Source organism: Nonomuraea sp. NPDC050663 (genome assembly GCF_044456985.1).
In the GTDB taxonomy this organism is placed as follows: Bacteria; Actinomycetota; Actinomycetes; order Streptosporangiales; family Streptosporangiaceae; genus Nonomuraea.
Map to the genome: position 1 here is coordinate 90,260 of NZ_JBITGL010000002.1, position 25,847 is coordinate 116,106.

The following is a 25,847-nucleotide window of genomic DNA, read 5'->3' on the forward strand; positions in this document are numbered from 1 at the left end:
TTGGGCTACAAGCCCGAGTGGGTAGGAAATGCATATGGTTGCCCTTCTCGGGATCGAAGAGGAATACCTCATCGTCGACCCGGTCTCACGGGCCGTGGCTCCCCGGGCGGCAGAGGTCCTCGCAGCCGCCACCGAGCTTCAGGATCTCTCCCACGAGATCACCCGATTCCAGATCGAAGCCCGCACCCCGCCGTCGGCGAACCTGTTCGAGGTGGGCGAACGGCTGCGCGGCGCCCGCCGCGAGGTCGCCCGCGCCGCCCGCGACTGCGGCCTGGCCGTCGTCGCCAGCGGCATCCCCGTCCTCGGCGACGTCGTGCCCGCGCCCCTGTCCGACGACGCCCGCTACGAGCAGGGCCGCGTGCTCTACCGGGCGCTCCAGGACGAGATCAGCATCTGCGCCCTGCACGTCCACGTGGACGTGCCCGACCCCGAGCACGCCGTCTACGTGGGCAACCACCTGCGGCCGTGGCTGCCCACGATCATCGCGCTGGCCGCCAACTCCCCCTTCTTCGTCGGGCGCGACACCGGCTACGCCTCCTGGCGGGTGATCAGCTGGAGCCGCTGGCCGGTGTCGGGCGCGCCGCCCTACTTCGCCGACTACTCCGACTACCAGCGCGCCGTCGCGACCCTGTCGGAGTCAGGGGCGCTCATGGACGCCAAGACCGTCTTCTGGGACACCCGGCCCTCACCCAAGCTGCCCACCGTCGAGATCCGCGTGGCCGACGTGCCCCTCGACGTCAACGACAGCCTCGTCCTCGTCGGGCTCATCCGGGCCCTCGTCGTCACCGCCCTGGCCGCCGTCACCCGCGGCGACCTCGGCCCGCCCGTCGCCTCCGAGGTGCTGCGCGCCGCCTACTGGCGGGCCGCCCGCGACGGCGTCTTCGGCTCCGGCCTCGACCTGCTGCACGGCGGCGGGCTGGTGCCCGGCAGGGCCCTGGCCTGCCAGCTGCTCGAGCACGTACGGCAGGCGCTGGCCGAGGCGGGCGACCTGGAGTTCGTCGAGGAGGGGCTGGAGCTGCTCACGCTGCGGGGATCGGGGGCGGTGCGCCAGCGCCGGGCGCACGCCTGGGGCGGCGGACTGGCCGGGGTGGTCGACGACCTCATCGAGGCGACGGTGGCGTGAGCTCCCGTTCCGCAGGTGCTTCCGCGGGCGGCTCCGTGGTCGCCGGTGGTTGCCTGACCACGTAGACGCCCATGCCGTACAGCGCGACGCCGAGCACGATCATGCCGATCGCCACCGGCCACTGCAGGCCCGGCTCCATGTACGTGGCCAGGAACCACGAGTGGTTCCGCTGCCCGTTGGAGAGGAAGACACAGGCCACGATGCCCTGCGGGAACAGCGGGATCGCGCCCAGGCCGAACCCGATCCAGGCGATGGCCTGCTTCGACTTGGGCAGATCCTCGAACCTGGACACGCTCTTCGAGACCGGCTTGCGGCCGGTGCGCATGGTGTGCAGCAGCTCGGGGCCGTGCGAGCGCAGCCGCTCCTCCGCCAGGCGACCCAGGAACCACCAGCACAACATGCCGCTCGCCAGGCCGACGGGCACGCCCGCCCAGCCGTACTGCACCGCCACGAAACCGGCCGGGACGCCGGTCGCCGCCACCAGCGCCAGCATCAGGTAGGCCAGACCGGTCAGGCCGTTGTTGTCCTCGCTGATGCGCAGCGGGTTGCCGCCGCGCTTGTGCGGGTCGGTGCCGGGGACCAGGCCGTAGATCGACACCAGCGGCACCAGCCCCGCCGCGCCGCCGAGCAACGCGGGCAGCAGTGCCAGCAGCAGCGGCCACGGGCCGCCCGAGATGGCGCCGAAGGCGACCGTGACCGCCACCGCGACCGGCGCCACCGCCGACAACCACGCCAGCTGGCGACCGCGCACGTCGGTCGCGCCGGGCGTCATGAGGGTCAGCCACAACGCGGTGCCGTCCATGGCGTACAGGCTGGAGGTCATGGAGGCGGCCATCACGATGAAGATCGGACCGGCGTACGGCAACATGCCGTTCCAGCCCAGGATCAGCGGGGCCGCGCCGAAACAGACGCCGTAGGACAGGGCGAAGGTCAGCTGGTGGTTGCGCACCAGGTCGCGCGACCAGGTGCGCAGCTCCTTGGCGATCAGCGCGCCGTTGGCCGTCGAGGCCGTCATCGGACGCCTCGGCCGGGCGTTCACCCGCCTGGCGCCCGTCCGGCGCGACAACAGCGCCGCCCAGAGCCCGAGCAGAAGCAGATCGAGAACGGCCAGCGCCGCCAGCGCGATCACATCGCCCTCGACGGCACGCAGGCCCCAGGCCGACGGCAGCCACCACACCAGGCCGGGCACGCCCGTCTCGCCGAACGCCCAGAAGAAGACCCAGATCTGGCCCAGCCCCGCCACGATCGCGCCGTTGATCACCCCGGCGCCGATCGCGCCCGCGCGAGAGCGCAACGCCAGGCTCAGGGCCCCCACCGCGACCTTCGAGACCAGGACGAACAGGGCGAGCTGCAACACGATCGCCGGTACGGCCAGCAGCGTGTTGCCGACGCCCAGCCGTACGCCGGCCACCAGCAGGCCCAGCAGCGCAGACAGGCTGACCACCGGCGCGTAGCCCACGAACGCCGCCATGAGCAGCCCCGTCGCCAGCCTGCGTGGAGGCAGCCCCAGCAGCGAGAAGTGCTCGGGCTTGAGCGTCTCGTCGCCCCCGCCCATCACCACCGGGCCCAGCAGCCAGCCGAGCAGCCACACCGCGTACGCCGCGGCCAGCATCTCGGGGCTCTGGGTGACGCTCAGCCACAACGTGCCCAGCGCCAGCGCCCCGCCCAGGGCCACGCCCGTGACGGTCATCTGGCCCTGCTGGCCGGAGCGGGAATGGCGCAGGACGGCCAGCTTCATCCTGACCATCGTCATCGCGGCCGTGGCCACGGTCGTGGCTGAGGCTCCGGGTACGGCGGTCAGCTGGTCAGCCACGACAGCTCCTCGACCCCGTCGCCCGGCGTGCCGACCAGCTCCACGAAGGTGTCTTCCAGCGTGCGGCCGCCCCTGACGTCGTCGAGCGTGCCCGCCGCCGCCACCCTGCCGTCGTCGATAACGGCGACGTGGTCGCACAGCTGCTCCACGAGCGCCATGACGTGGCTGGACAGGACGATCGAGCCGCCGCCCGCGACGAAGCCGCGCAGGATCGTCTTGATCGTCGCCGCAGACACCGGGTCGACCGCCTCGAACGGCTCGTCGAGCACCAGCAGCCGCGGCGCGTGCAGCAGCGCCGTGGCCAGGCCGATCTTCTTGCGCATGCCGGTGGAGTACTCGATGACCAGGGTCTTCTCGGCCTCGTCGAGCTCCAGCACCGCGAGCAGCTCCTGGGCGCGCTGCTCGACCGTGGCCTTCGGCAGGCCACGCAGCAGGCCAAGAAAGGTGAGCACCTCGCGCCCGGTCAGCCGCTCGGGCATCGCCAGGCCGTCGGGCAGCACCCCGACCAGGGCCTTGGCCTTCTCGGGCGCGCTCCAGACATCCTGGCCGAAGATCTCCGCCCGGCCGTCGTCGGGGCGTAACAGGCCCACGGCCATGGACAGGGTGGTGGTCTTGCCGGCGCCGTTCTGGCCCACCAGACCGTAGAAGGAACCGGCGGGCACGCGCAGGCTCACCCCGTCGACCGCCACTTTCTCGCCGAACCGTTTGGTCAGGCCCGTCAGTTCGAGCGCGTCTCCCACGCCAGTCTCCTCGTCAGTTCGCCCTGAAACCCAGACCACCTTGTATCAGGGCATCGTCGAGATCAAGAAAATTCTCGAGATGGGGATAGGAAGGGATCTGCCCGCTCCGCTGAACCCCGTCAGGCGCGCAGACGCAACCCCCGCGGCGTCGGATGGAAACCGGCCGCCTCAAGCGCGCCGGCCAGGGGAGAGTCGATGATCGACCCGCCGTCCGCGCGCTCCACGGTCAGCTTGCCCAGCACCCCGTCGCGCACCGCCAGCGCCAGCGCGTCGACCGCCGGCTGCAGGCGCTCGTCGTCGGCGAAGGACAGCAGGGTCTTGCCGCCGCGCTCGACGTAGAGGACGAGGAATCCGTCGATGAGGACGACCAGGGCGCCTGCCTTGCGGCCGGGCTTGTGGGAGACGTCGCCCGGGTGCGCGGGCCACGGCAACGCCGCGCCGTACGGGTTCGCGGGGTCGGTCGCCGCCAGCACCACGGCCCGCCGCACCTCCGGCGCCCGCGCACTCCCTCCGTACGGGCGCCCTGCCGGCGAGCCTTCCCCGGACGCACCCCACGGCCGGGGGCTGTCTCCGGAGGCCAGCGGCTTTGCGCCCGGCGTGCTTTCGCCCTGCGGGCCTTCCCCGGGCGCACCCCACGGCCGGGGGCTGTCTCCGGAGGTAGCCCCTGTCCGGGGGCTTACTTCGGATGTGGCAACCCCTGTCGGGGGGCTTTCTTCGGACGTTCCCGACGTCTGCGCCGTCTCACCCGGCGCGCTCTCGTCCTGCGGGCCTTCCACGGGGGCACCCAACGCGCGGGGTTCAACTCCGGGCGCATCCCACGCTCGGGGGCCTTCTCCGGGCGCACCCCACGCTTGAGGGCTCTCCCCGGGCGCACCCCACGCTTGAGGGCTCCCCCCGGACGCCCGCGGCGCCAGGGCGCGCATGCGGTCGACGGCTCCCGGCAGCGCGAACTGCGCCCCGCCCAGCCCCTCGACGAAGTAGCCGCGGCGACACCGGCCGCTCTCCTCGAAAGCCCGCAGCACCTGGTACACGCCCGAGAACCCGCCGGGCAGCCGCTCGGCGGCCACCGCGCCGCGGGTGATCACGCCGTGCCGTTCGAGCAGCACCTCGGCCTGCGCCTGGGCGCGCACGGTCGGCTCGGCCGACGGCGACGGCAGCAACCACCACCGTCCCGCCACCGTCGGCGGGCCGCTGCGCGTCGGCAGCACGGCACGCCGGCGCCGCGTCGTCGCCGGGCGGTGAGCCGGGCGACCCGTGCCCAGCGTCGCCCGCAGCGGAGCCAGGGTGTCACCCGACACCCGCCCCGACCACACCAGATCCCACAACGCCGCGACCAGCGCGGAGTCATCGAGCGCGCCCGCACGATCGGACAGGCCGCGGAAGAACAGCGCGCCGCCGTTGCCCAGGACCTCCAGCACCCGCTCGTGGAGCGGGGTCATGGTGACGTCGAGCGGGTCGGGCATCAGGAGTGGGGCGGTGTCGGCGAAGTAGAGGCTCACCCAGCCGTCGCCGCCGGGCAGCGAGCCCTGGCCCGCCCACAGCACCTCGCCCGACGCGGTCAGCTCGTCGAGCAGCGCCGGGTGGTAGCCGGGGACGCGCGCGGGCAGCACCAGGCTCTCGAGCGCCGAGGCGGGAATGGCGGCGCCTTGGAGTTGTTCGAGGGCGTTGACGAGGGCGTCCATGGCCCGCGCCGGACTCGCGGCACCGCCGCGCCGGTCGCCACCCGGGCCGGAGACCCCCCACGCCCCGGGACCGCCCGAGCCCCCGCGCCCCCCGGCTCCTGGGAAAGCGCCCGCTCCGTGGGCGCTGGCTCCGTGGCCGCCAGGCCCTGAAACGCCTGGGGTCCCGTGGCCGCCGGGTCCTGGGACGCCTCCGTGACCCTCGCCGTCCTGGTATATGGACGCCGTGATCCCATGCCACGCGGGCAGGAAGGTCGCCAGCGTCTCCGGGGCGACCGGCTCGACCTCCTTGCGCAGCCGCGCCAGCGAGCGCCGCCGCAGCATGCGCAGCACCCCCGCGTCGCACCACTCCTCACCCCGGCCACCCGGCCTGAACTCGCCCTGAACCACCCGCCCCGTGGCGGACAGGCGGTGGAGCGCGTCGCCGACCACGGCGACACCCAGCCCGAACCTGGCGGCAGCCGTACCCGCAGTGAACGGCCCCCGGGTGCGGGCGTGGCGCGACATCAGGTCGCTGAGCGGATCGGCGACCGGCTCCAGGAAGGTGTGCGGGATGCCCACCGGCAGCGGCACGCCCAGCGCGTCGCGCAGCCGGGCGGCGTCTTCGATCGCCGCCCACTGCTCCTCGCCCGCGACCCTCACCCGGATCGCACGCCGGGCCCGCTCCAGCTCCGCCAGCCACGCCGGGTCGCCGCCGCGCACGCTGACGTCGTCGGCGAGCAGGGGGCCGTGCGAGCGCAGCAGGTCGGCCAGGTCCTCCTGGTCGCGCAGCGGCCGGTCGAGGCGGGCCAGCTCGCGCTCGCTGTCGGCGATGACGTCGGGGTCGAGCAGCTCGCGCAGGTCGGCCTGGCCGAGCAGTTCGGCCAGCAGCGACGTGTCGAGCGCCAGCGCCTGCGCCCGCCGCTCGGCGAGCGGCGCGTCGCCTTCGTACATGAACGCGCCGATGTAGTGGAACAGCAGCGACGCGGCGAACGGCGAGGCCTGGGAGGTCTCGACCTCCACCACGCGCACCCGGCGCGCGGCGATGTCGCGCATCAGCTGCACCAGCCCCGGCACGTCGAACACGTCCTGCAGGCACTCGCGCATCGTCTCCAGCACCACGGGGAAGCTGGCGTACTGCGAGGCGACCCCGAGCAGGTGCGCGGCCCGCTGCCGCTGCTGCCAGAGCGGCGTGCGGCGTCCTGGGCTGCGGCGGGGCAGCAGCAGGGCGCGCCCGGCGCACTCGCGGAAGCGGGAGGCGAACAGGGCGGAACCGCCCAGTTCTTCGGTGACGATCTGGCCGATCTCCTCGGGGTCGAAGGCGGCGACGTCGGTCGGAGGGTCGCTGAGGGTGTCGGGGATGCGCAGGACGATGCCGTCGTCGGAGTGCACGGCCTGCACGTCGAGGCCGTAGCGCTCGCGCAGCCGCCGGTTGATCGCCAGCGCCCAGGGCGCGTGCACCCGCGCTCCGTAGGGGGAGTGGATGACCACGCGCCAGTCGCCGAGCTCGTCGTGGAATCGTTCGACGAGGAGGGTGCGGTCGTCGGGGACGTAGCCGGTGGCCTCGCGCTGCTCGTGCAGGTAGGAGAGCAGGTTGTCGACCGCGTAGCCGTCGAGCCCGGCGCCACGCAACCGCTCCACCGCCCCACCGCCCGAACCCGCCGCGCCTGAGCCCGCGACACTTGAACCGGCGACACTCGAAACCGACGCGCCTGAAACCGCAGCGCTTGAGGCCGCCGCGCCCGAGTCGTCGGCGCCCTTCGGGGAGCGGCGCTTGCCCGTCGCCTTCGAGCTCTTCGAGGAGCCCCGCCCCCCGGCTGTCCCCCCGTCGGCCTCCGCCGACAGGTCGCGAAGGAAGGCGCCGATGGCGCGGCCCAGCTCGGCGGGACGCCCCAGGGTGTCGCCGTGCCAGAACGGCAGCTTGCCCGGCTGTCCAGGAGCGGGCGAGACGAGCACCCGGTCGGCCGTGATGTCCTCGATGCGCCACGAGGTCGCCCCGAGCACGAACACGTCACCCGCGCGCGACTCGTAGACCATCTCCTCGTCGAGCTCGCCCACCCGCGAGGCCCGCTCGCCGACGAGGAACACCCCGAACAGCCCGCGGTCGGGGATCGTGCCCCCGTTGGTGACGGCCAGCCGCTGGGTGCCAGGGCGCCCCTGCAGGGTGCCCGTCACCCGGTCCCAGACGATGCGCGGCCGCAGCTCGGCGAACTCCTCGCTCGGGTAGCGCCCGGCGAGCATGTCGAGCGTGGCCTCCAGGGCGCTGCGCGGCAGGGTGGAGTACGGCGCGGCCCGCTTGATCACCGCTTCGAGCGAGTCGACGGTCCACTCGTCGAGCGCCGTCATCGCCACGATCTGCTGGGCCAGCACGTCGAGCGGGTTGCGCGGGTAGCGCATCTCCTCGATCTGGCCGCTCTTCATGCGCTCGGCGACGACGGCGGTCTGGATGAGGTCGCCGCGATACTTGGGGAAGATCACCCCGCGCGACACGGCGCCGACCTGGTGGCCGGCGCGGCCGATGCGCTGCAGGCCGCTGGCGACGCTGGGCGGCGCCTCGACGCACGCGACCAGGTCGACGGCGCCCATGTCGATGCCGAGCTCGAGGCTGGAGGTGGCGACGACGGCCGGGAGCCGGCCCGACTTGAGCGCCTCCTCGATCTGGGAGCGTTCCTCCTTGGAGACCGAGCCGTGGTGGGCGCGCACGACCTCGGGCACCACGCCCTTCGTGCCGCCCGCCTGCGCCATCATCTCGGCGGGCGAGCGCCGGGCGCCGGGACCCGACACCTCGACGTGCTGCCCGGACCCGCCCTCGGAGTCCCACAGCGACAGGTCGACGGTGGGGTTGGAGCGTTCGTAGGCCAGCTCGTTGAGCCGGGTGCACAGGCGTTCGGCCAGGCGGCGCGAGTTGGCGAAGACGATCGTGGAGCTGTGGGCGCCGATGAGGTCGAACAGCTTGTCCTCGACGTGCGGCCAGATCGACCTGCGGGCGGGCTCGGCGAAGTCGTCCTGCGGGGGCGGCGCGTCGAGCTCGGTCATGTCCTCGATCGGGACGACGACCTCGATCTCGATCTGCTTGTCGGAGGGCGGCTGGACCACGGTCGCCGGGCGGGTGCCGCCCAGGAAGGCGGCCACCTCGCTGACCGGGCGCACCGTCGCGGACAGGCCGATGCGCTGGGCGGGGCGTTCGAGCAGATCGTCGAGGCGTTCGAGGCTGAGGGCCAGGTGGGCGCCGCGCTTGGTGGCGGCCACGGCGTGCACCTCGTCGACGATCACCGTCTCGACGCCGCGCAACGCCTCGCGCGCCTGGCTGGTCAGCAGCAGGAACAGCGACTCCGGCGTCGTGATGAGGATGTCGGACGGCTTGGTCGCGAATCTGCGCCGCTCCTCGGCGGAGGTGTCGCCGGAGCGGATGGCCACCGAGATCTCGGGCACCGGCTGCCCCAGGCGCCGCGCGGTCTGCTTCAGGCCGGCGAGGGGAGCGCGCAGGTTGCGCTCCACGTCGACCGCCAGGGCCTTGAGGGGGGAGATGTAGAGGACACGGCAGCTCTTGGGTGGGTCAGGCTCGGCCTTACGCCTGGATTTCGCCTGCCGTACGGCACCGCGGTCGGGCTCGGCCTGTCGTACGGCGAGGCGGTCGAGTGACCAGAAGAAGGCTGCGAGCGTCTTGCCGGAACCGGTGGGCGCGACCACTAGGGTGTTGTCACCGCGCGCGATCGACTGCCACGCACCCTCCTGCGCCGCCGTGGGCGCGGCGAAGGCACCGCGGAACCACTCCTGGGCCATGGGGCTGAACTGGTCGAGCGCACTCATACCTTCATGGTGCCGTGCGGCACCGACAGTTTCGCCCCGGCCCCCGTTCAGCGTCGCGCGTGCCGTACCAGACCGGAGATCAGCAGGTCACAGACCGCGTCGAACTGTGCGTCGATGGCGGGATCCGACCATTCGGACGCGTGCGCGGGGTCGTGGAAACGCGCCGTGGCGTCGAACACGGCCCGCGCCGCGCCGCGTGCGTCGGCCGTGGACAGCTCGCCGCGCTCCACGCCCGCCGCGACGATCTCCTCCAGCTGCCCGACGAGCTCGTCGATGTGGGCGGCGATGACCGTGCTCGACTCGCCGACCAGCACCGTGTAGGTGGCGAACAGCTCGGGGTCGTCGAGGACCTTCTTGCGTTTGGCCGTGAACAGCGCTGACAACCAGGCGCGCAGCCGTACGGGCGCGGGCCCGTCAGGGATGACGGCGAGCGCGGCGTGCGACTGCTCCAGCCACTGGTGGGTGACCGCCTCGCGCAGCGCCGCCTTGCTGGGAAAGTGCCGATACACGCTGCCGTGGCTGACACCGAGCGCCCTGGCCACGTCGACCACCGTCGCCTTGGCCGGGCCGTAGCGGCGCAGGACGTCCTGGGCAGCGGCCAGGATCTGCTCGCGTGTCAGCACACCGTCGCTCATGAGGTGATTTTCTCAGCGTTCGCTGTCGAGGTGCGCCATCTGGGCGGGAGCGTAGCGATCTCCCGCCGCGGAACCGGCGGGCACGGCGGCCTCGATCGCGGCCAGATCGGCCTCCGTCAGGGAGACGTCGAGCGCTCCCAGCGCCTCCTGCAGGCGGTCACGGCGGCGCGCGCCGATCAGCGGCACGATGTCGTCGCCGCGGCCGAGCACCCAGGCGATGGCCAGCTGCGCGACCGTCACGCCCTTGCCGTCGGCGATCGTGCGCAGCGCCTCGACCAGCGCCAGGTTGCGCTCCAGGTTCGTCCCGGCGAAGCGGGGACTGTGCGCGCGGAAGTCGCCCGCTCCCAGCTCGCGCTCCGGCAACCAGTGGCCGCTGAGCAGCCCGCGCGACAGCACGCCGTACGCGGTCACGCCGATGCCGAGCTCGCGGCAGGCGGGCAGGATCTCCTCCTCGATCCCGCGCGACATCAGGGAGTATTCGATCTGCAGGTCGGAGACCGGGTGTACGGCATGAGCCCGGCGGATCGTCTCCGCTCCCACCTCCGACAGGCCGATGTGCCTGACATATCCCTCGCGTACGAGGTCGGCGATCGCGCCGACGGTCTCCTCGATGGGCACCTCGGGGTCGACCCGGGCGATCCGGTAGACGTCGATGTGATCGGTGCGCAGACGGCGCAGGCTGTAGGCGACGAAGTTGCGCACCGCGATCGGGCGGCCGTCGTAGCCGAGCCAGGCGCCGTCAGGGCCGCGCAGGCCGCCGAACTTGACGCTGATCTGCGGCCTTTCGCGGCCTTCGAGCGCCTTGGCGATGAGCATCTCGTTGTGACCCATGCCGTAGAAGTCGCCCGTGTCGAGCAGGGTGACGCCCGCGTCGAGGGCGGCGTGGATCGTGGCGATCGACTCGTTCTCGTCCGCCGGGCCGTACAGATCGGACATTCCCATGCAGCCCAGCCCGAGTGCGGACGTCTGCATCTCACCAAGCTTGCGAGTATCCATGAGTCCAACTATGGACTATGGACTGACAGATTTCAAATTTTGTCAGCAAAGGTTGATGTGCTTCATCCCGGAGATAGGAGGAGTGAGGTGAGCCCCCAGTGAGCGAGATCGACACGGCGGCCCTGGCCGCGAAACACGAGCGCATCAAGCAGCAGTACCTGATACCGCACCGCCCCCCGAGCAGCGCGCGCGGCCTGCACCACTTCGCCCTGCTGTCGTCCGATGTCGAGCAGACCATCGGCTTCTACCAGGACCTGCTCGAATTCCCGCTGACCGAGATCTTCGAGAACCGCGACTACAAGGGGTCGAGCCACTTCTTCTTCGACGTGGGCAACGGCAACTTACTGGCGTTCTTCGACTTCCCGGGTCTCGACCTGGGCCCGTACCAGGAGGTCCTGGGCGGGCTGCACCACATCGCGATCTCGGTTGACCCGGTCACGTGGGAACGGCTGCGCGGAAAACTGGAGATGGCCGGCGTGCCGCACCAGATAGAGAGCGGCGCCTCCATTTACTTCAGGGACCCCGACGGCGCCCGGCTGGAGCTGCTCGCCGACCATCTCGGTGAGATGTACGGCTCGCGGGTGATGTGAAGCTTTGTCGTGCGAGAAGGGTCAGCGGCGCGAGGCCCTTCTGGTGCGATCTATCCCCGCGCGCACCTCACGCCTGAGCCCGGCGTGCCGTTCCGAACGATCGGCCTTCTCCTGAGCCACCGACTGGCGCATGAGACGGTCGAGTAAGCGGCGCTTGGCCCGGCCCACCTTGTTCTTGGCGGACTTGGCGGGCGATTTCTTGGGGGTCTTGGAGGATTTCGCCATGGCGGAGGTCCTACCCACTGTGACGGTGGTTCGATACTTGGTTGATGCGCCTAACTGAGTTCTGGAGAAGGATGCGCGCCCACTTCGGCGAGGCCTATGCCGAGTCGTGGGCCCGCGACTACGTGCTGGCGCCGCTCGGTGGCCGCACGGTGGAGCAGGCGCTGGCCGACGGCATCGGCGCCAAGGAGGTCTGGCGCGCGGTCTGCCAGGTCGAGCCGGTCGCCTCGGGCCTGCGCTAACTCTCCCCGGAAGGCTGCTCCGCGTCCGCGCCGAGGATCGCCTTGAGCGCCTCGACCGTCATCTCCAGCTCGTCGGCGCCCCCCTGACCGCCGGGCGACCACAGGAAGAGCCATCCGCGCTGGGTCGGCGTGGCGAAGATCAGGGTCTGCCGGCCGGTGCGCGGATGCCACACCCACAACACGGGCTCGCCGCCGCCGACCATGCGCCCCACGAGCCCGTGATCGGGGAGCAGCTCGGCCAGGGCCTGAAGGTGGAGGCGCCGCTCCTCGGTGTACGTGGTCGCCACATCCTCAGCATCACCCCAGCTCACGACCCTGGCAACAGCGGCGGCGCATTGTGGTGGAATGTCTAGCCCGCCAGCCGCCTGGCGATCGCCCTGACCGTCCGGTGCGCCCGGAACGCCAGCAGCGCCGAGACCGCGACGAACACGCCCCCCACGATCGCGGCGGGCCCCCAGCCGACGGCCACGACCAGCACGACGGTCATCAGCGCCGACGCCGCCACCGCCAGCCAGGCCGCCACCAGCCGGTCCATCGCGAAGATCGGCGCGGGCCTGACCGTCGCCCACACGCCGAAGCAGAACCACGCCGCGCACAGCAGCGTCAGCAACCCGAAGGCCAGATTCGTACGGTCGGGCAGCGGACCAGGCTCACTCGCCCACAACGACACCAGCAGCGTGCCGCCCACCAGGCCGCCGATGAGCGCCACGACCCCGCGGAAGCGCCGCCACGGCGTCACCTCTCCGCGGATCAGCTTGATGATCTCTTCCTCGTTCACTGCGACTCCTCCTTCAACCGCTCCTTGAGCATCCGGCGCGCGCGAAACAGCCGCGACTTGACCGTCCCCACGGGCACCCCGCAGATCTGCGCGCAGTCCTCGATCGGGAGATCCTCCAGGTAGAACAGGACGAGGATCTCCCGCTCGCGCGCAGGCAACATGGCCAGGCCGTCGAGCAGCGCCGCCCTCTCCTCGTACGGCAGAGCGGGCGGCTCCGCCGTCTCCTCCGCCGCGGAGTACGACTCCTGCGTGCCGTACTCCTCGCGAAGCCTGTTGGTCACCGCGCGCCTGGCGATGGTGAACAACCACGGCGCGAACCGCGCGGGGTCCTTCAGCCGCGGCAGCCCGCGCACCACCGCCACCCACACCTCCTGGGTCACGTCATCGGCGCGGCCCGGGTCGAGCATGCGGCCGACGTAGGTCCGCACCGGCTCGTGCCAGGCTCTGACCAGCTCTTCCAGCGCGTCGCGCTCGCCGAGCTGGCAGCGGAGCACCAGGATCTCGTTCATGTCTCCTCAGTCGCGGACGGGACACGCCAGGTTCATGGTTCGGATGAGATCGAACAGTCGTTCGGCTAATATGGGAAGCAGCCGGGCGGTGGCTCGACCGCGGTTCGGCCAGAAAATGTCGGTGGCAGGCCGTAGCTTTCTCACGACTGACCGGACCACGTTCCTCCAAGGGGAGATCCCATGGCTATCAATGACCGCGAGAAGGCCCTTGAGACTGCCCTCGCACAGATCGAGCGTCAATTCGGCAAGGGCTCCGTCATGCGCCTCGGCGACGACGCCCGCGCCCCGATCGAGGTGATCCCGACCGGAGCCATCGCCCTCGACGTCGCGCTCGGCATCGGCGGGTTCCCCCGCGGCAGGATCGTCGAGGTCTACGGCCCCGAGTCCTCCGGTAAGACGACGGTGGCGCTCCACGCGGTCGCCAACGCGCAGCGCGCCGGAGGCATCGCGGCCTTCATCGACGCCGAGCACGCCCTCGACCCCGAGTACGCCAAGAAGCTCGGCGTCGACACCGACGCCCTCCTGGTCTCCCAGCCCGACACCGGTGAGCAGGCGCTCGAGATCACCGACATGCTGATCCGCTCCGGCGCCGTCGACCTGATCGTCATCGACTCCGTCGCCGCCCTGGTGCCCAAGGCCGAAATCGAGGGCGAGATGGGCGACAGCCACGTCGGCCTCCAGGCCCGCCTCATGTCCCAGGCGCTGCGCAAGGTCGCCGGTGCGCTCAACAGCACGGGCACCACCGCCATCTTCATCAACCAGCTGCGCGAGAAGATCGGCGTCATGTTCGGCTCGCCCGAGACCACGACCGGTGGCAAGGCCCTGAAGTTCTACGCCTCGGTCCGCCTCGACATCCGCCGCATCGAGACCCTGAAGGACGGCACCGAGGCGGTCGGCAACCGCACCCGCGTGAAGGTCGTCAAAAACAAGATGGCCCCGCCCTTCCGCCAGGCCGACTTCGACATCCTCTACGGCGTGGGCATCTCCCGCGAGGGCGGCCTCATCGACATGGGCGTCGAGCACGGCTTCGTCCGCAAGGCCGGTGCCTGGTACACCTACGAGGGCGACCAGCTCGGCCAGGGCAAGGAGAACGCCCGCAACTTCCTCAAGAACCACCCCGACGTGGCCAACGAGATCGAGAAGAAGATCAAGGAGAAGCTCGGCGTCGGCCCGCGCCTCGACGCGCCCGCCGCCGACGGCGCCCCGGCCGCTCCCGGCGCCGCCGCTCCTGCCGCCGCCCGCGCCGCGGCGGCCCCCGCCGCATCCGGCCGCGGCTCCAAGGCCGCAGCCATGCCCAAGCCGGGCGACGTCTGAGCGGCGGACGCATGAACGAGCCCCGGGGCGACCGCGGACGCCGCACCAGGCGGCCGTCCGGCGACCCGAGCGGCTCGGGCTGGGCCGACTCCGACCCGGCAGCCATCCCCGACTGGGCGGCGGACGCCCCCTCCACACCTCCGGGCCGCCCCGGCCCGGAGGAGGCGCCACGCCGCCCTGCCCGTTCCTCCCGGCCATCACACCCGCGCGACTGGGGCGCCTGGCCCGAGACGCCCGGCCGCACACGCCGCTCCTCCTCGCCCGCGGTCCATCCGTATTGGGAGGACGGCCAACGACGCACGACCGACGACGGCCACCCGTTCTTCGGGCCGGGGCGTGACGAGGCGACGCCTGGTGCCGATCAGGCAGCGGTCGCCCACGAGACTGTTAGGTCCGACGTTGGTGAGGCAGCGGTGGGTCAGTCGCCGGTTGGGCTTGATGGTGGTGAGCAGCCTGCCAGCCTCGACGTTGGTGAGGCGGCGACCGGTCACCCGCCGGTTGGCGTCGACATTGGTGAGGCGGCAGCCGACCGCCATTCCTCCGACTCCGGTGCTGATGAGGTGGCAGCCGGTCGCACCTCCTCCTTCGGCCTCGGCTCTGACGAGGGGGTGACCGGCCATCACCAGTTCTTCACTGCGGCTATAGACGACGATGACGGTCACCCGTTCTTCGGGGGCGACGGGGACATGGGCGTGCCTTCCTTCGCCCTGGGGTCGGGTGACGACGGCGAAACGGTGAGGGGCCTCGATTCGGGCGACGACGGCAGCGGCCCGCTCGTCGGCCTGGCCTCCGGTGACGACGGCAGCACGCCTCGCCGCGGCGCCCGTCGGGGGGCTCGGCGGCGGCCTGCTCGTGGGGGTTCTGCGGGTGACGCGGACCTTCCGATGGAGGAGGGCTGGCTCGGTGCAACGCGCGCACGCGACTTGGGCGCAGCACCGCTGGAGGCGCTTGAGCCCGGCCCGGGGGAGGGGCGCTCGTACGGCTCAGCGGGGGGCGATGAGGGCGTAAGCGCGCCGCGGTCGCTCGATTCGGGGGAGCGCGACGAGAGCGTTGATGGGGGAGGGCTTCTCACGGCGGGGCTCGGCCAGAGTGTCGACGGGCGAGGATGGCTTGATTCGGCGGCGCCCGGCGAGAGTGTGGACGAGCGAGGCGTTCTTGATTCGGCGGCGCCCGGCGACGAATCGCGGCTGCTCGACTCACCGGAGCCTGACGACAACACCGCGGGGCAAGGGCTGTTCGGCTCGGCGGAATCCGCCGAGCGCGTCGAGGCACCGCGCTCGACCGGCCTGGAGGCGGGTTGGGGGCAGCCTGACGAGAGCCCTGGCGAGACGGGCAATGGCCTGTTCGATACCCCCGAGCCCGAGAAGCGTGGTCGGCGCGGGGGGAAGGGGTCGTCGAGGCGAGGGCGATACGGGTCAGGCAACTCCCGTGGCTCCAGGGGCGGCGGTGGGTGGAGGTCTGACGGGCCCGATGCCGGTTCGGCCGCAGCCCAGGCGCCGCCTGCCGATCCGGAGAGCGTTGCGCGCAACATCTGCCTGCGCCTGCTGGCCATGGCCCCCAAGACGAGGGCTCAGCTGGCTGAGGCGATGCGCAAGCGGATGGTGCCCGACGACGTGGCGGAGCGAGTGCTCGATCGGTTCACCGAGCTGGGTTTCATCAACGACGAGGCCTTTGCCGAGGCGTGGGTCGATTCCCGGCATCACGGCAGGGGGCTGGCCAAGCGGGCCCTCGCCGCTGAGCTGCGGCAGCGCGGGGTGGACGGCGACACGGTCAAGGATGCCGTCGAGCGGCTCGACCCTGACCAGGAGGCGGAGACGGCGCGGCGGTTGGTGGATCGGAAGCTGGCCTCGACCAGGGGGCTCGATTCGCAGGCCAGGGTCAGGCGGCTGGCGGGGATGCTGGCGCGGAAGGGGTATTCCGCGGGGGTTGCCTACCGGGTGGTGCGGGAGGCGCTGGAGCAGGAAGGGGTCGAGGTGGAGGAGGACGACCCGTTCTGATGGACCGCGGGTTGCTCTGACGGGCCACGCGTCGCTCCCTCGGGCCATGGACCCGTCCTGGCGGCCGCGCTTCCGCCGCTGGCGAGGCCGACGCCGACACCGTGCACGGCCGCTATCAACAGCCCCAGCATGCTCGCCAGCCGCCCCCTCCGCCGTTGCGGGGAGGCGATCAAGAGGGGCTGGGAAGCGGGACGAATGGTGAAATCTCGTTTTTGTCACGTGCTCCGACACGCTTGACAGGCCACCTTTGCTTGCCCGTTACCTCTTCGACGCATAACCTCGACGGCAGTGAGGAGTTACTCCGCGCAGTGCGGATTGCCATACCGGTGAACGACGGACGAACGCGATTGAGTGACCGAGGCGGGCAAGGCGCCGGCTATCACAGTCGGTGCCAGTTTCGCCTTGGCTTGTTTTCTCTCCAACTGGAGATGACAACGTTCGGGCTGTCCGCGCCGCGCCTGTGACGCCTCCTGTTTGGGCCACGTGTGCGCGAGGAGGGCGGGGCATCCATGGAGTCGCTGGTGCCGGTGCTGACAGTGGCGGTGCTGCTGCTTGCGGTAGCCACGATCGCGACGCTGGTGCTGGTGATCCGTAGGACGGGATCCCCCAAGTCGGCCAAGGCGACCCCACAGCAGTTGGCGGAGGCGAACGACGAGCTCACGCAGGCCAAGTTGGAGGCGGGGCGGATCCGCGACAAGGCGGAGTCCGACGCCGAGGAGATCCTGCGCCGTTCCGAGGCCGCCGCGCAGAGTGCCACGCAGTTGCGCCTGGAGGTCGAGGAGGAGTCCCGGCTCCTCAAGCACGAGCTCAAGGAGCTGCGTGCCGATCTGGAGCGCAGGGAACGCCGCCTGGCCGAGCGCGAGGAGCGGCTCGACGAGGAGACCAAGCGCCAGTCCGACCGTGAGCGGAAGCTGACGGAGGCGGAGGAGGAGCTGACGGTCAGGCATAGCCGGCTGCTGGAGGTGGAGGGCGAGCGCCGCAAGGTGCTGGAGCGGGTCTCCAGGCTCACCTCCGAGCAGGCCAAGAACGAGCTGATCAAGGACATCGAGAACCAGGCGAAGCGTGAAGCGGCGCTGATCATCCGCGAGATCGAGAGCGACGCGCGCAAGGAGGGCGAGAAGCGGGCGACCAAGATCGTGACGCTTGCCGTACAACGGATCGCGGCGGAGCAGACGGCGGAGTCGGTCGTCAGCGTGCTGCACCTGCCCGGCGACGAGATGAAGGGGCGGATCATCGGCCGGGAGGGCCGCAACATCCGCGCGTTCGAGTCGACGACGGGGGTGAACCTGATCATCGATGACACGCCGGAGGCCGTCCTGTTGTCGTGTTTCGATCCGGTTCGCAGGGAGACCGGCCGGCTCACGCTGGAGAAGCTGATCCTCGACGGCCGCATCCACCCGCAGCGCATCGAGGAGGCCTACGAGCGCAGCAAGGCCGAGGTGCAGGACCTGTGCGCGCGGGCGGGCGAGGACGCCCTGGTGGAGCTGGGCATCACCGACATGCACCCCGAGCTGACGCTGCTGCTGGGCCAGCTCAGGTATCGCACCTCCTACGGGCAGAACGTGCTCAAGCACCTCATCGAGTCGGCGCACATCGCGGGCATCATGGCGGCCGAGCTGAAGATGGACGCGGCGCTGATGAAGCGGTGCGCGTTGCTGCACGACATCGGCAAGGCGCTCACCCATGAGGTGGAGGGCAGCCACGCGCTGATCGGCGCCGAGATCGCCCGCAGGTACGGCGAGAGCGAGGACGTGGTGCACGCCATCGAGGCGCACCACAACGAGGTCGAGGTCAGGACCGTCGAGGCGGTGCTGACGCAGGCGGCCGACGCGATCAGCGGCAGCCGCCCCGGCGCGCGCCGGGAGTCGCTGGAGGCTTACGTCAAGCGCCTGGAGCGGCTGGAGGAGATCGCCTCCTCCTACGAGGGCGTCGAGAAGGTCTTCGCGATGCAGGCGGGGCGCGAGATCCGGATCATGGTCAAGCCGGAGAACATCGACGACATCCAGGCGCAGGTGATCGCCCGCGACATGGCCAAGCAGGTGGAGGAGGAACTGACCTATCCGGGGCAGATCCGCATCACCGTGGTCAGGGAGTCACGGGCGACGGAGTTCGCCCGCTGACCCCCGATCTCGCTAATCGAAGATCTGCTGGTAGAAGGCCAGCTCCGCCGCCAGCGATGCCACCCGCGTCTCCGTGCGCCTGAACCCGTGCGACTCGCCCTCGAACGCCAGGTACGTGCACGGCACCCCCCGCTCGGCCAGCGCCTCGGCGAACCCCGACGACTGCTCCGGCGGCACGACGGGGTCGTCGAGCCCCTGGAGCAGCAGCATCGGGCAGGCCACCCCGTCCACCAGCGCGAGCGGCTCGCGCGTGGCGTACAGGCCGGGGTCGTCGGGCCCCACGAGCCACTCCACGTAGCGCGACTCGAAGTCGTGGGTGTGCGCGTTGAGCGGCGCGAGCGCGCTGATGCCGTAATAGGACACGCCTCCGGCGAACGCCCGCGACCGGCAGCAGGCGGCCATGACCGTCCACCCGCCCGAGCTGCCGCCGCGCACGGCGATGCGCTTGGGGTCGGCCAGGCCTTCGGAGGCCAGCCATTCGGCGGCCGCGATGGTGTCCTCGACGTCGACGACGCCCCACTGGCCGCGCAGCCGTTCCCGGTAGGCCCTGCCGTACCCGGTGGAGCCGCCGAAGTTCACGTCGATGACGCCGATGCCGCGCGAGGTGAAGAAGGCCTTCTCCAGGTCCAGCGCGGTGCCGGCGTGCGCGGTCGGCCCGCCGTGCACGAAGACCACGTACGGCGGAGCGTCATCGACGACGCCGTCGGGTGATGCCGGCGGGTAGAGGTAGGCGTGCACCCGGCGCCCGAAGCGTCCGGTGAACTCCACCGCCTCGGCCGCCGGCAGGTAGGCGATGTCGGGGAGCTCCTCGATGCCGCGGCGCAGCCCTTCGACGCGCCCGGTGACGAGGTCGACGCGGGCGAGCGAGGTCGGGATCGCCGCGCCGTACCCGACCCCGATGAGCGAGCTGCCGTCGGCGGCGAGCGCCGGCAGCCAGCCGGAGTAGGGCACGTCGAGGTCGGTCAGGCTGCCCGAATCCGGGTCGAGCAGGCCCAGGCGCAGGTCGCCCTGGCCGTGCAGGACCGCCAGGCGGCCGTCGTCGAGGATGAGGTACGGCAGGCCGCCCAGGTTCCACAGCGGCCAGGCGAACTCCTCCTCGGCGGGGAAGAGCGCCTGCGACGAGGTGCCGTAGATGCTGATCTGGTAGAGGTTCCACCAGCCCGACCAGTCGGAGATGACGTACAGGTGCGAGTTGTCGCGGAACTGCGGGGCGAGCACGGACTCGGTGATGCCGCCCTTGACGGTCCAGGAGTTGCCGTCGGACAGGCGGGTCAGACGCAGCTCGGTGCCGGTCCATGGCATGCGGGGGTGGTTCCAGCAGATGTAGGCCAGGTGCTCGCCGTCGGGGGAGAGGGTGGGGTAGGCGTAGAAGTCGCTGCCGCTGACGTGCTGGACGGGGTCGCCGCCGGCGAGCGGGATCGAGACGATCGAGCGGGTGACCTTGCCGTCGTCGTGGTGCCGTTCCTGCACGGCCCAGATGTCGTCGCCGTGGACGAGCAGGTCGGCGTAGCGGCAGCCGTCGTCGGGGGTCAGCGCGCCGCCGCCGACCAGGTGGAGACGCTGGTCGGCGGCGTTGGAGAAGATCACCTGTCCGGACGGGGCGACGGCGTAGGGCCGCCCGCCGTACTCGTGCACCCGCGTGCGGGCGCTCCAGGGCGCCGCCAGCAGCTCCGTGCGGGTGCCGTCGGCGGCCCTGTGCATGATGGTCGAGCGTCCGCCCTCGTCGGGCCTGTCCTCCGTCCACCACACCTGCCCGTCACGGGCGGTCGGCCAGCCAAGGTGCAGGCCGGATCGTGCGACGTCGGTGGTGGAGATCGGAGAGGCCCAGGGGGTCAGCGGCATAGCCGCATCCTGCCCGAAAGTCACCGCCTTCGCAGGTCCTATTCCATGCCTTCGAGCGCACTGGCCCCCGGAGTGCCGGTGCCCATGCCCACGGCGGCGGGTCCTGGCGGCGCGATCGGCGGCACGATCGACTTGCGGCTGCGGCGGCTGCGCCGCTCCAGCCACGTGGCCAGGGCGCTGAGCGCCATGTTGAGCCCCACGTAGATGATGCCGATGACGATCGCGGCCGGGATGAGCGAGCCGAAGAAGGCAGCGGGCAGGATCTTGAAGCCCATGTTGAGCAGGTCGACGTAGGCGATGATGTAGCCGAGCGCGGTGTCCTTCAGGAGCACCACGAGCTGGCTGACGATCGCCGGCATCATCGCGGTGACGGCCTGCGGGAGCAGGACCAGGCGCATGACCTGGTTCTTGCGCATGCCGACGGCGTAGGCCGCCTCCGACTGCCCCTTGGGGATCGAGCGCACGCCCGCGCGCACGACCTCGGCCAGCACCGAGCCGTTGTAGAGCATCAGGCCCAGGACGACGGAGATGAAGGCGTAGTCGCCGCCGCCGAACACGGTCGGGAACAGGTAGAAGATGAAGAAGATCAGCAGCAGCAGCGGGATGGCGCGGAAGGTCTCCACGACCGCGCCCGCGGGCACGCGGATCCACTTGTGGTCGGAGAGCCTGGCCAGTCCGAAGACCGCGCCGAAGACCAGCGCGAGCACCGCGGCGGCGCCGGCCGCCTTGAGGGTGCCGAGCAGGCCGGGGATGACGAAGTCCGTCCAGGTGGTGGCCTGGAGGAACGGCTCCCAGATCTTGCCTTCCCACTGGTTCTTGGCGTCGAAGCCCTGGTAGACGAACCACAGGACCGCGGCCACGAGCAGGACGCTGACGACGGTCAGCAGGTGGTTGCGCACCCTGGCGCGCGGGCCGGGCGCGTCGAACAGGACACTCGTGCTCATCGTGCCACCGCCAGACGCCGGGCCAGCCACCCGGTCAAGAAGCCGATCGGGAGCGTCACGGCCATGAAGGCGACGACGATGCCGAGGAAGATCGGGATGGAGGCGCCCGTGGTGTCGAAGACCTCCTTCATGTTGGCCGCCGCATCGGCGAGGTAACCGCCGGCGGTCGCGACCGTGGTGTTCTTGATCATCGCGATCACCACGCTGCCCAGCGGGGCGATGACCACGCGGAAGGCCTGCGGGAGGACGATCATCGTCAGCGTCTGCATGAAGGTCAGCCCGATGGCGCGGGCGGCCTCGGCCTGGCCCATCGGCACCGTGTTGATGCCGGCGCGCAGCGCCTCGCAGACGAACGCCGCCGTGTAGGCCGACAGGCCCATCGCGACGACCCAGAAGGAGTTGGTGCGGGGCACGTCGGAGAAGGCCAGGCCCAGGGTGTCGCTCAACCCCAGCGCGGAGAAGGCCAGCACCAGCGTCAGCGGGGTGTTGCGCACCACGTTGACGTAGATCGTGCCCGCGGCCCGCAGGACAGGCGTGGGCGAGACCCTCATGATCACTAGGACGGTGCCCAGGACCATCGACACCACGAAGCCCACCAGGGAGAGCTTGATGTTCTCCAGGAAGCCCTCGGCCAGGAAGGGGCCGTATTCAAGAAGTTCGTCCATTGTGCTCCACCGCATAGGACAGCGGCGGCCGGGATCCCGGCCGCCGCGTCAGATTGGACCTAGGCGCAACCCTCGGCGGGCGGCGCGGACTCGGAGAGCTTGAGTCCTTCGATGCCGCCGAACCACTTGTCGAGCAGCTGCTTCATGGTGCCGTTGTCCCACAGCTTCTTCACCGCGGCGTTGACGGCCTCGCAGGTCTTGGTGTCGCCCTTCTTGAGGCCGATGCCGTACTTCTCGTCGGTGAAGCCCTGGCCGAGCACCTTGAAGTTGCCGCCGGCCTGCTTGGCGAAGCCCGCCAGGATCAGGTCGTCGGTGGTGACGGCGTCGAGGTTGCTGCCGGTGAGCTTCTGCACGCACTCGGAGTAGTTGGCCGCGTCGACCGTCGTGGCGTCGAGGTCGAGCTCGCCGTCCGGGGGCGGGTCGGTGATGCGCTTGTAGGAGTTGGAGCCGGCGGCCTTGCAGATGCGCTTGCCCTTGAGGTCCTGCGGGGAGGCGATCGAGGTGTCGTCCTTGCGGACCATCACGTCCTGGTGGGCGATCACGTACGGCCCGCCGAAGGTGACCTTCTCCTTGCGCGCGTTCGTGATGGAGTACGTCGCGAAGATGATGTCGACGGTGCCGTTGGCCAGGAACGGCTCGCGGTTGGAGGAAGCCGACTCCTTCCACTCGATGGCGGCGTCCTTGCCGCCGTTCATCTCCTTCAGCACGGCCTTGGCGACGTCGACGTCGAAGCCCTCCGGCTCGGCGCCCTTCTTCAGGCCGAGGCTGGGCTGGTCCCACTTGGTGCCGACGACGATGGTCGCGCCGTCGGCGACCTTGTCCGACACGCTGGCGTAGGTCTTGTCGCCGCCGCAGGCCGCCAGGCCCGCTACCAGCAGGCCGGCAGCGCCCACAGCGGCGCCGATCCGACGAATGCTCATCTGTTGTGCCCTTCAGTGCGTAAGGATCTTGGACAGGAAGTCTTTGGCCCGGTCGGTGCTGGGGTTGGTGAAGAACTCGTCGGGAGTGCTCTCCTCGACGATCTGGCCGTCGGCCATGAACACCACCCGGTTCGCCGCCCTGCGCGCGAACCCCATCTCGTGCGTGACGACCACCATCGTCATGCCGTCACGAGCCAGTCCGATCATGACATCGAGCACCTCCTGGACCATCTCCGGGTCCAGTGCGGAGGTCGGCTCGTCGAACAGGATCATCTTCGGGTCCATGGCCAGTGCCCGGGCGATCGCCACACGCTGCTGCTGTCCGCCGGACAGCTGCGCGGGGTACTTGTCCGCCTGGCTGGCGATGCCCACCCGCTCGAGCAGCTCCATCGCCCGCTTGTCGGCCTGGTCCTTGGCGATCTTCCGCACCCGGGTCGGCCCCAGCGTCACGTTCTCCCTGATCGTCTTGTGCGCGAAGAGGTTGAACGACTGGAACACCATGCCGACTTCGGAGCGCAGCTCAGCCAGCGCCTTGCCCTCGGCGGGCAGCTCGCGCCCGTCGAAGACGATCGTGCCCCCGTCGATGGTCTCGAGCCGGTTGATCGTCCTGCAGAGCGTCGACTTGCCGCCACCGGACGGACCGATCACCACGAGGACCTCGCCGCGCGAGACCGTCAGGTTGATGTCCTTCAGAACGTGCAGCGCCCCGTAGTGCTTGTTGACGCCCTCCATCTGGACCAGCGGGGTCGCGTCACCGTTGTCCGTCATGGATCACAACGTAGAGGGCCCAGGTGTTCTGGTCACTAACTGACCGGTCCCAATCAGATCACGGCATGTCAAAGCCGTAATGTGCACAGTTGACCCTGATCATGAGTGAGAAGCCCGTACGGCTCGCGCAAACCCCGCGAGCGCCTACCCTTGTAAGTGCCATGAGGACCTATGAGGTGCGCACCTACGGGTGCCAGATGAACGTGCACGACTCCGAGCGCCTGTCCGGCCTGCTGGAGGACGCCGGCTACGTCGCCGCCCCCGCGGGTGAGCAGGCCGACGTGGTGGTGTTCAACACCTGCGCCGTGCGCGAGAACGCCGACAACCGGCTCTACGGCAACCTCGGCCACCTTCGCCCGGCCAAGGTGAAGAACCCCGGCATGCAGATCGCCGTGGGCGGCTGCCTGGCCCAGAAGGACCAGGGCGAGATCGTCCGCAAGGCGCCGTGGGTCGACGTGGTGTTCGGCACCCACAACATCGGCTCGCTGCCGGTGCTGCTGGAGCGCGCCCGCATCGCCGGCGAGGCCCAGGTCGAGCTGAAGGAGTCGCTCGAGGTCTTCCCCTCGACGCTGCCCACCAAGCGCGAGTCCGCCTACGCCGCCTGGGTGTCGATCTCGGTCGGCTGCAACAACACGTGCACCTTCTGCATCGTGCCGTCGCTGCGCGGCAAGGAGAAGGACCGCCGCCCCGGCGACGTCCTCAACGAGGTGCGCACCCTGGTCGACCAGGGCGTGCTCGAGGTCACCTTGCTGGGCCAGAACGTCAACACCTACGGCGTCGAGTTCGGCGACCGGCTGGCGTTCGGCAAGCTGCTGCGCGCCTGCGGCTCCGTCGAGGGCCTCGAGCGCGTGCGCTTCACCTCGCCGCACCCGGCCGCCTTCACCGACGACGTCATCGCCGCCATGGCCGAGACTCCCAACGTCATGCACCAGCTGCACATGCCGCTGCAGTCGGGCTCCGACACCGTGCTCAAGGCCATGCGCCGCTCCTACCGGGCCGAGCGCTACCTGGGCATCATCGAGCGGGTCCGCGCCGCCATGCCCGACGCCGCCATCTCCACCGACATCATCGTGGGCTTCCCCGGCGAGACCGACGCCGACTTCGAGCAGACCCTCGAGGTCGTACGGCAGAGCCGCTTCGCCAACGCCTTCACCTTCCAGTACTCCATCCGCCCCGGCACCCCGGCGGCGACCATGGATCACCAGGTGCCCAAGCAGGTCGTGCAGGAGCGCTACGAGCGGCTGGTCGCGCTGCAGGAGGAGATCTCCTGGGCCGAGAACAAGAAGCAGCTCGGCCGTACCCTCGAGGTGCTGGTCGCCGAGGGAGAGGGCCGCAAGGACGAAGCCACGCACCGGCTCTCGGGGCGCGCCCCCGACAACCGGCTCGTGCACTTCGCCGTGGGCGACGAGGTGCCGCGCCCCGGTGACATGGTCACCGTCGAGGTCACCTACGCCGCGCCCCACCACCTGGTGGCCGACGGCCGTACCCCGGTGGTGCGCCGCACCCGCGCGGGCGACGCCTGGCAGGCCCGCCAGGGCGCGGCCGCGACCGCGGCACCGGGCGTCATGCTCGGCATGCCCTCGATCGGACGCCCGGCACCCCTGGAGCCGGTCTCCACACCCTGCTCCTAGCCGAGGCTGTCGAGCACCTCGTAGCAGTAGTCCCTGCGCATGTCGCGGAAGGTCGCGCACGGGTCGGGGAGTCCCCGTCGCGTGCGCGGCCGTTCTCCCGCGCGCGTCGGGGTGGGCGGACGGCCGGCGCTGCGACGGGTCGTGCTCGCCGCGGGCCCGGGCGGGGCCGGGACGACGCGCACCCAGCGATGCACCGGCGCGGCCACGGGCCCGTCCCAATGACGCCCCGGCCCGCCCTCGGGCGCGGCGATCGGCCCGCCCCACCGGTGCCCCAGCCCACCCGACTGGCGCCCCGGCTCGCCGCCTGGCGAAACGGTGAGCGAATTGCGCCGATCATCGATAGCCGCGCTTTCCGATCCGAGAAACGCACAGGAGATTCCCAGGATCGCCACGGCGACGACGATTCCCACGCTCACCAGGGGCGCCATCCAGGGCCGCCGACCTGGGTGGATGCCATCAAAGCGGGACAAGTCGTGATTCCTTCGTGATTGGTGCGCGGGCATTGCACTTATGCGGCTAGTGTGGTCCAT

At 70.8% G+C, this 25,847-nt stretch carries 22 protein-coding genes; 7 read left to right on the plus strand and 15 right to left on the minus strand.

Features of this window, described 5'->3' with window-relative positions:
* The first annotated feature begins 34 nt into the window (after positions 1–34).
* Positions 35–1,123, plus strand: a complete 1,089-nt coding sequence (locus ACIBH1_RS04960; protein WP_397312264.1) for a glutamate--cysteine ligase — start codon at positions 35–37, stop codon at positions 1,121–1,123.
* On the opposite strand, the gene ACIBH1_RS04965 is transcribed toward ACIBH1_RS04960, so the two are convergent.
* The 5 genes from ACIBH1_RS04965 to ACIBH1_RS04985 form a co-directional block, all read right to left on the minus strand.
* Complete coding sequence (locus tag ACIBH1_RS04965) at positions 1,101–2,936, minus strand: hypothetical protein (protein WP_397312265.1); 1,836 nt, start codon at positions 2,934–2,936, stop codon at positions 1,101–1,103. The two genes, ACIBH1_RS04960 and ACIBH1_RS04965, sit on opposite strands and share 23 nt — an antisense overlap.
* Positions 2,921–3,676, minus strand: coding sequence for an ABC transporter ATP-binding protein (locus ACIBH1_RS04970; RefSeq protein WP_397312266.1), 756 nt, complete (start codon positions 3,674–3,676; stop codon positions 2,921–2,923). The genes ACIBH1_RS04965 and ACIBH1_RS04970 overlap by 16 nt, the downstream gene beginning before the upstream one ends.
* Before the next feature lie 119 nt (positions 3,677–3,795).
* Positions 3,796–9,144, minus strand: coding sequence for a DEAD/DEAH box helicase (locus ACIBH1_RS04975; RefSeq protein WP_397312267.1), 5,349 nt, complete (start codon positions 9,142–9,144; stop codon positions 3,796–3,798).
* Positions 9,145–9,191: 47 nt separating this feature from the next.
* Entirely contained in the window at positions 9,192–9,779 is a 588-nt protein-coding gene (locus ACIBH1_RS04980; RefSeq protein ID WP_397312268.1) for a TetR family transcriptional regulator, read from the minus strand.
* Between the two features lie 12 nt (positions 9,780–9,791).
* The gene (locus ACIBH1_RS04985) at positions 9,792–10,751 is read right to left on the minus strand and encodes an aldo/keto reductase (RefSeq protein WP_397312269.1); all 960 of its coding nucleotides are present in this window, start codon (positions 10,749–10,751) and stop codon (positions 9,792–9,794) included.
* Positions 10,752–10,873: 122 nt separating this feature from the next.
* Between ACIBH1_RS04985 and ACIBH1_RS04990 the strand changes: the two genes are divergently transcribed.
* A complete protein-coding gene (locus ACIBH1_RS04990) occupies positions 10,874–11,365 on the plus strand; it encodes a VOC family protein (protein WP_397312270.1) in 492 nt (163 codons plus the stop codon).
* Positions 11,366–11,386: 21 nt separating this feature from the next.
* On the opposite strand, the gene ACIBH1_RS04995 is transcribed toward ACIBH1_RS04990, so the two are convergent.
* Positions 11,387–11,590 carry a hypothetical protein gene (locus ACIBH1_RS04995; RefSeq protein ID WP_397312271.1) on the minus strand — a complete coding sequence of 68 codons (204 nt, stop codon included), beginning with the start codon at positions 11,588–11,590 and terminating at the stop codon, positions 11,387–11,389.
* Between the two features lie 44 nt (positions 11,591–11,634).
* Here ACIBH1_RS04995 and ACIBH1_RS05000 point away from each other — a divergent pair, with 44 nt between their 5' ends.
* Positions 11,635–11,829 (plus strand): DUF3046 domain-containing protein, encoded by a 195-nt coding sequence (locus ACIBH1_RS05000; RefSeq protein WP_397312272.1) that lies wholly within the window; start codon positions 11,635–11,637, stop codon positions 11,827–11,829.
* Here the strand turns inward: ACIBH1_RS05000 and ACIBH1_RS05005 are convergent.
* The 3 genes from ACIBH1_RS05005 to ACIBH1_RS05015 form a co-directional block, all read right to left on the minus strand.
* A complete protein-coding gene (locus ACIBH1_RS05005; protein ID WP_397312273.1) occupies positions 11,826–12,116 on the minus strand; it encodes a hypothetical protein in 291 nt (96 codons plus the stop codon). The genes ACIBH1_RS05000 and ACIBH1_RS05005 overlap by 4 nt on opposite strands.
* A 62-nt stretch (positions 12,117–12,178) precedes the next feature.
* A complete protein-coding gene (locus ACIBH1_RS05010) occupies positions 12,179–12,607 on the minus strand; it encodes a hypothetical protein (protein WP_397312274.1) in 429 nt (142 codons plus the stop codon).
* Entirely contained in the window at positions 12,604–13,116 is a 513-nt protein-coding gene (locus ACIBH1_RS05015; protein WP_397312275.1) for an RNA polymerase sigma factor, read from the minus strand. Before ACIBH1_RS05015 ends, ACIBH1_RS05010 begins: the two co-directional genes overlap by 4 nt.
* Positions 13,117–13,296: 180 nt before the next feature.
* On the opposite strand from ACIBH1_RS05015, the gene recA reads away from it, so the two are divergent.
* The 3 genes from recA (at position 13,297) to rny (ending at position 18,547) form a co-directional block, all read left to right on the plus strand.
* Positions 13,297–14,430, plus strand: a complete 1,134-nt coding sequence (recA, locus tag ACIBH1_RS05020; RefSeq protein WP_397312276.1) for a recombinase RecA — start codon at positions 13,297–13,299, stop codon at positions 14,428–14,430.
* Between the two features lie 413 nt (positions 14,431–14,843).
* Positions 14,844–16,427 (plus strand): recombination regulator RecX, encoded by a 1,584-nt coding sequence (gene recX / locus ACIBH1_RS05025; protein WP_397312277.1) that lies wholly within the window; start codon positions 14,844–14,846, stop codon positions 16,425–16,427.
* Between the two features lie 509 nt (positions 16,428–16,936).
* Positions 16,937–18,547, plus strand: coding sequence for a ribonuclease Y (gene rny / locus ACIBH1_RS05030; protein WP_397312278.1), 1,611 nt, complete (start codon positions 16,937–16,939; stop codon positions 18,545–18,547).
* A gap of 12 nt (positions 18,548–18,559) precedes the next feature.
* Here the strand turns inward: rny and ACIBH1_RS05035 are convergent, their stop codons facing one another.
* The 5 genes from ACIBH1_RS05035 to ACIBH1_RS05055 are packed head-to-tail and all read right to left on the minus strand — an operon-like array spanning position 18,560 to position 23,659.
* Positions 18,560–20,389 (minus strand): S9 family peptidase, encoded by a 1,830-nt coding sequence (locus ACIBH1_RS05035; protein ID WP_397312279.1) that lies wholly within the window; start codon positions 20,387–20,389, stop codon positions 18,560–18,562.
* A gap of 38 nt (positions 20,390–20,427) precedes the next feature.
* Positions 20,428–21,333 (minus strand): amino acid ABC transporter permease, encoded by a 906-nt coding sequence (locus ACIBH1_RS05040; protein ID WP_397312280.1) that lies wholly within the window; start codon positions 21,331–21,333, stop codon positions 20,428–20,430.
* Positions 21,330–21,998, minus strand: coding sequence for an amino acid ABC transporter permease (locus ACIBH1_RS05045; protein WP_397312281.1), 669 nt, complete (start codon positions 21,996–21,998; stop codon positions 21,330–21,332). The genes ACIBH1_RS05040 and ACIBH1_RS05045 overlap by 4 nt, the downstream gene beginning before the upstream one ends.
* Before the next feature lie 59 nt (positions 21,999–22,057).
* Positions 22,058–22,918 carry a transporter substrate-binding domain-containing protein gene (locus tag ACIBH1_RS05050; RefSeq protein WP_397312282.1) on the minus strand — a complete coding sequence of 287 codons (861 nt, stop codon included), beginning with the start codon at positions 22,916–22,918 and terminating at the stop codon, positions 22,058–22,060.
* 12 nt (positions 22,919–22,930) lie between these two features.
* Positions 22,931–23,659 (minus strand): amino acid ABC transporter ATP-binding protein, encoded by a 729-nt coding sequence (locus ACIBH1_RS05055; RefSeq protein WP_397313083.1) that lies wholly within the window; start codon positions 23,657–23,659, stop codon positions 22,931–22,933.
* Positions 23,660–23,847: 188 nt separating this feature from the next.
* On the opposite strand from ACIBH1_RS05055, the gene miaB reads away from it, so the two are divergent.
* Entirely contained in the window at positions 23,848–25,317 is a 1,470-nt protein-coding gene (gene miaB / locus ACIBH1_RS05060) for a tRNA (N6-isopentenyl adenosine(37)-C2)-methylthiotransferase MiaB (protein WP_397312283.1), read from the plus strand.
* On the opposite strand, the gene ACIBH1_RS05065 is transcribed toward miaB, so the two are convergent.
* Positions 25,314–25,733 carry a hypothetical protein gene (locus tag ACIBH1_RS05065; RefSeq protein ID WP_397312284.1) on the minus strand — a complete coding sequence of 140 codons (420 nt, stop codon included), beginning with the start codon at positions 25,731–25,733 and terminating at the stop codon, positions 25,314–25,316. The genes miaB and ACIBH1_RS05065 overlap by 4 nt on opposite strands.
* Positions 25,734–25,847: the final 114 nt, after the last annotated feature.

Excerpts from the sequence above, each read along its gene's own strand:
- ACIBH1_RS04960 (WP_397312264.1), top strand. The coding sequence starts at position 35 with ATGGTTGCCCTTCTCGGGATCGAAGAGGAATACCTCATCGTCGACCCG.
- ACIBH1_RS04975 (WP_397312267.1), bottom strand. The coding sequence starts at position 9,144 with ATGAGTGCGCTCGACCAGTTCAGCCCCATGGCCCAGGAGTGGTTCCGC.
- ACIBH1_RS04980 (WP_397312268.1), bottom strand. The coding sequence starts at position 9,779 with ATGAGCGACGGTGTGCTGACACGCGAGCAGATCCTGGCCGCTGCCCAG.
- ACIBH1_RS04985 (WP_397312269.1), bottom strand. The coding sequence starts at position 10,751 with ATGCAGACGTCCGCACTCGGGCTGGGCTGCATGGGAATGTCCGATCTG.
- ACIBH1_RS04995 (WP_397312271.1), bottom strand. The coding sequence starts at position 11,590 with ATGGCGAAATCCTCCAAGACCCCCAAGAAATCGCCCGCCAAGTCCGCC.
- ACIBH1_RS05000 (WP_397312272.1), top strand. The coding sequence starts at position 11,635 with ATGCGCCTAACTGAGTTCTGGAGAAGGATGCGCGCCCACTTCGGCGAG.
- ACIBH1_RS05015 (WP_397312275.1), bottom strand. The coding sequence starts at position 13,116 with ATGAACGAGATCCTGGTGCTCCGCTGCCAGCTCGGCGAGCGCGACGCG.
- recA (WP_397312276.1), top strand. The coding sequence starts at position 13,297 with ATGGCTATCAATGACCGCGAGAAGGCCCTTGAGACTGCCCTCGCACAG.
- rny (WP_397312278.1), top strand. The coding sequence starts at position 16,937 with ATGGAGTCGCTGGTGCCGGTGCTGACAGTGGCGGTGCTGCTGCTTGCG.
- ACIBH1_RS05035 (WP_397312279.1), bottom strand. The coding sequence starts at position 20,389 with ATGCCGCTGACCCCCTGGGCCTCTCCGATCTCCACCACCGACGTCGCA.
- ACIBH1_RS05040 (WP_397312280.1), bottom strand. The coding sequence starts at position 21,333 with ATGAGCACGAGTGTCCTGTTCGACGCGCCCGGCCCGCGCGCCAGGGTG.
- ACIBH1_RS05045 (WP_397312281.1), bottom strand. The coding sequence starts at position 21,998 with ATGGACGAACTTCTTGAATACGGCCCCTTCCTGGCCGAGGGCTTCCTG.
- ACIBH1_RS05050 (WP_397312282.1), bottom strand. The coding sequence starts at position 22,918 with ATGAGCATTCGTCGGATCGGCGCCGCTGTGGGCGCTGCCGGCCTGCTG.
- miaB (WP_397312283.1), top strand. The coding sequence starts at position 23,848 with ATGAGGACCTATGAGGTGCGCACCTACGGGTGCCAGATGAACGTGCAC.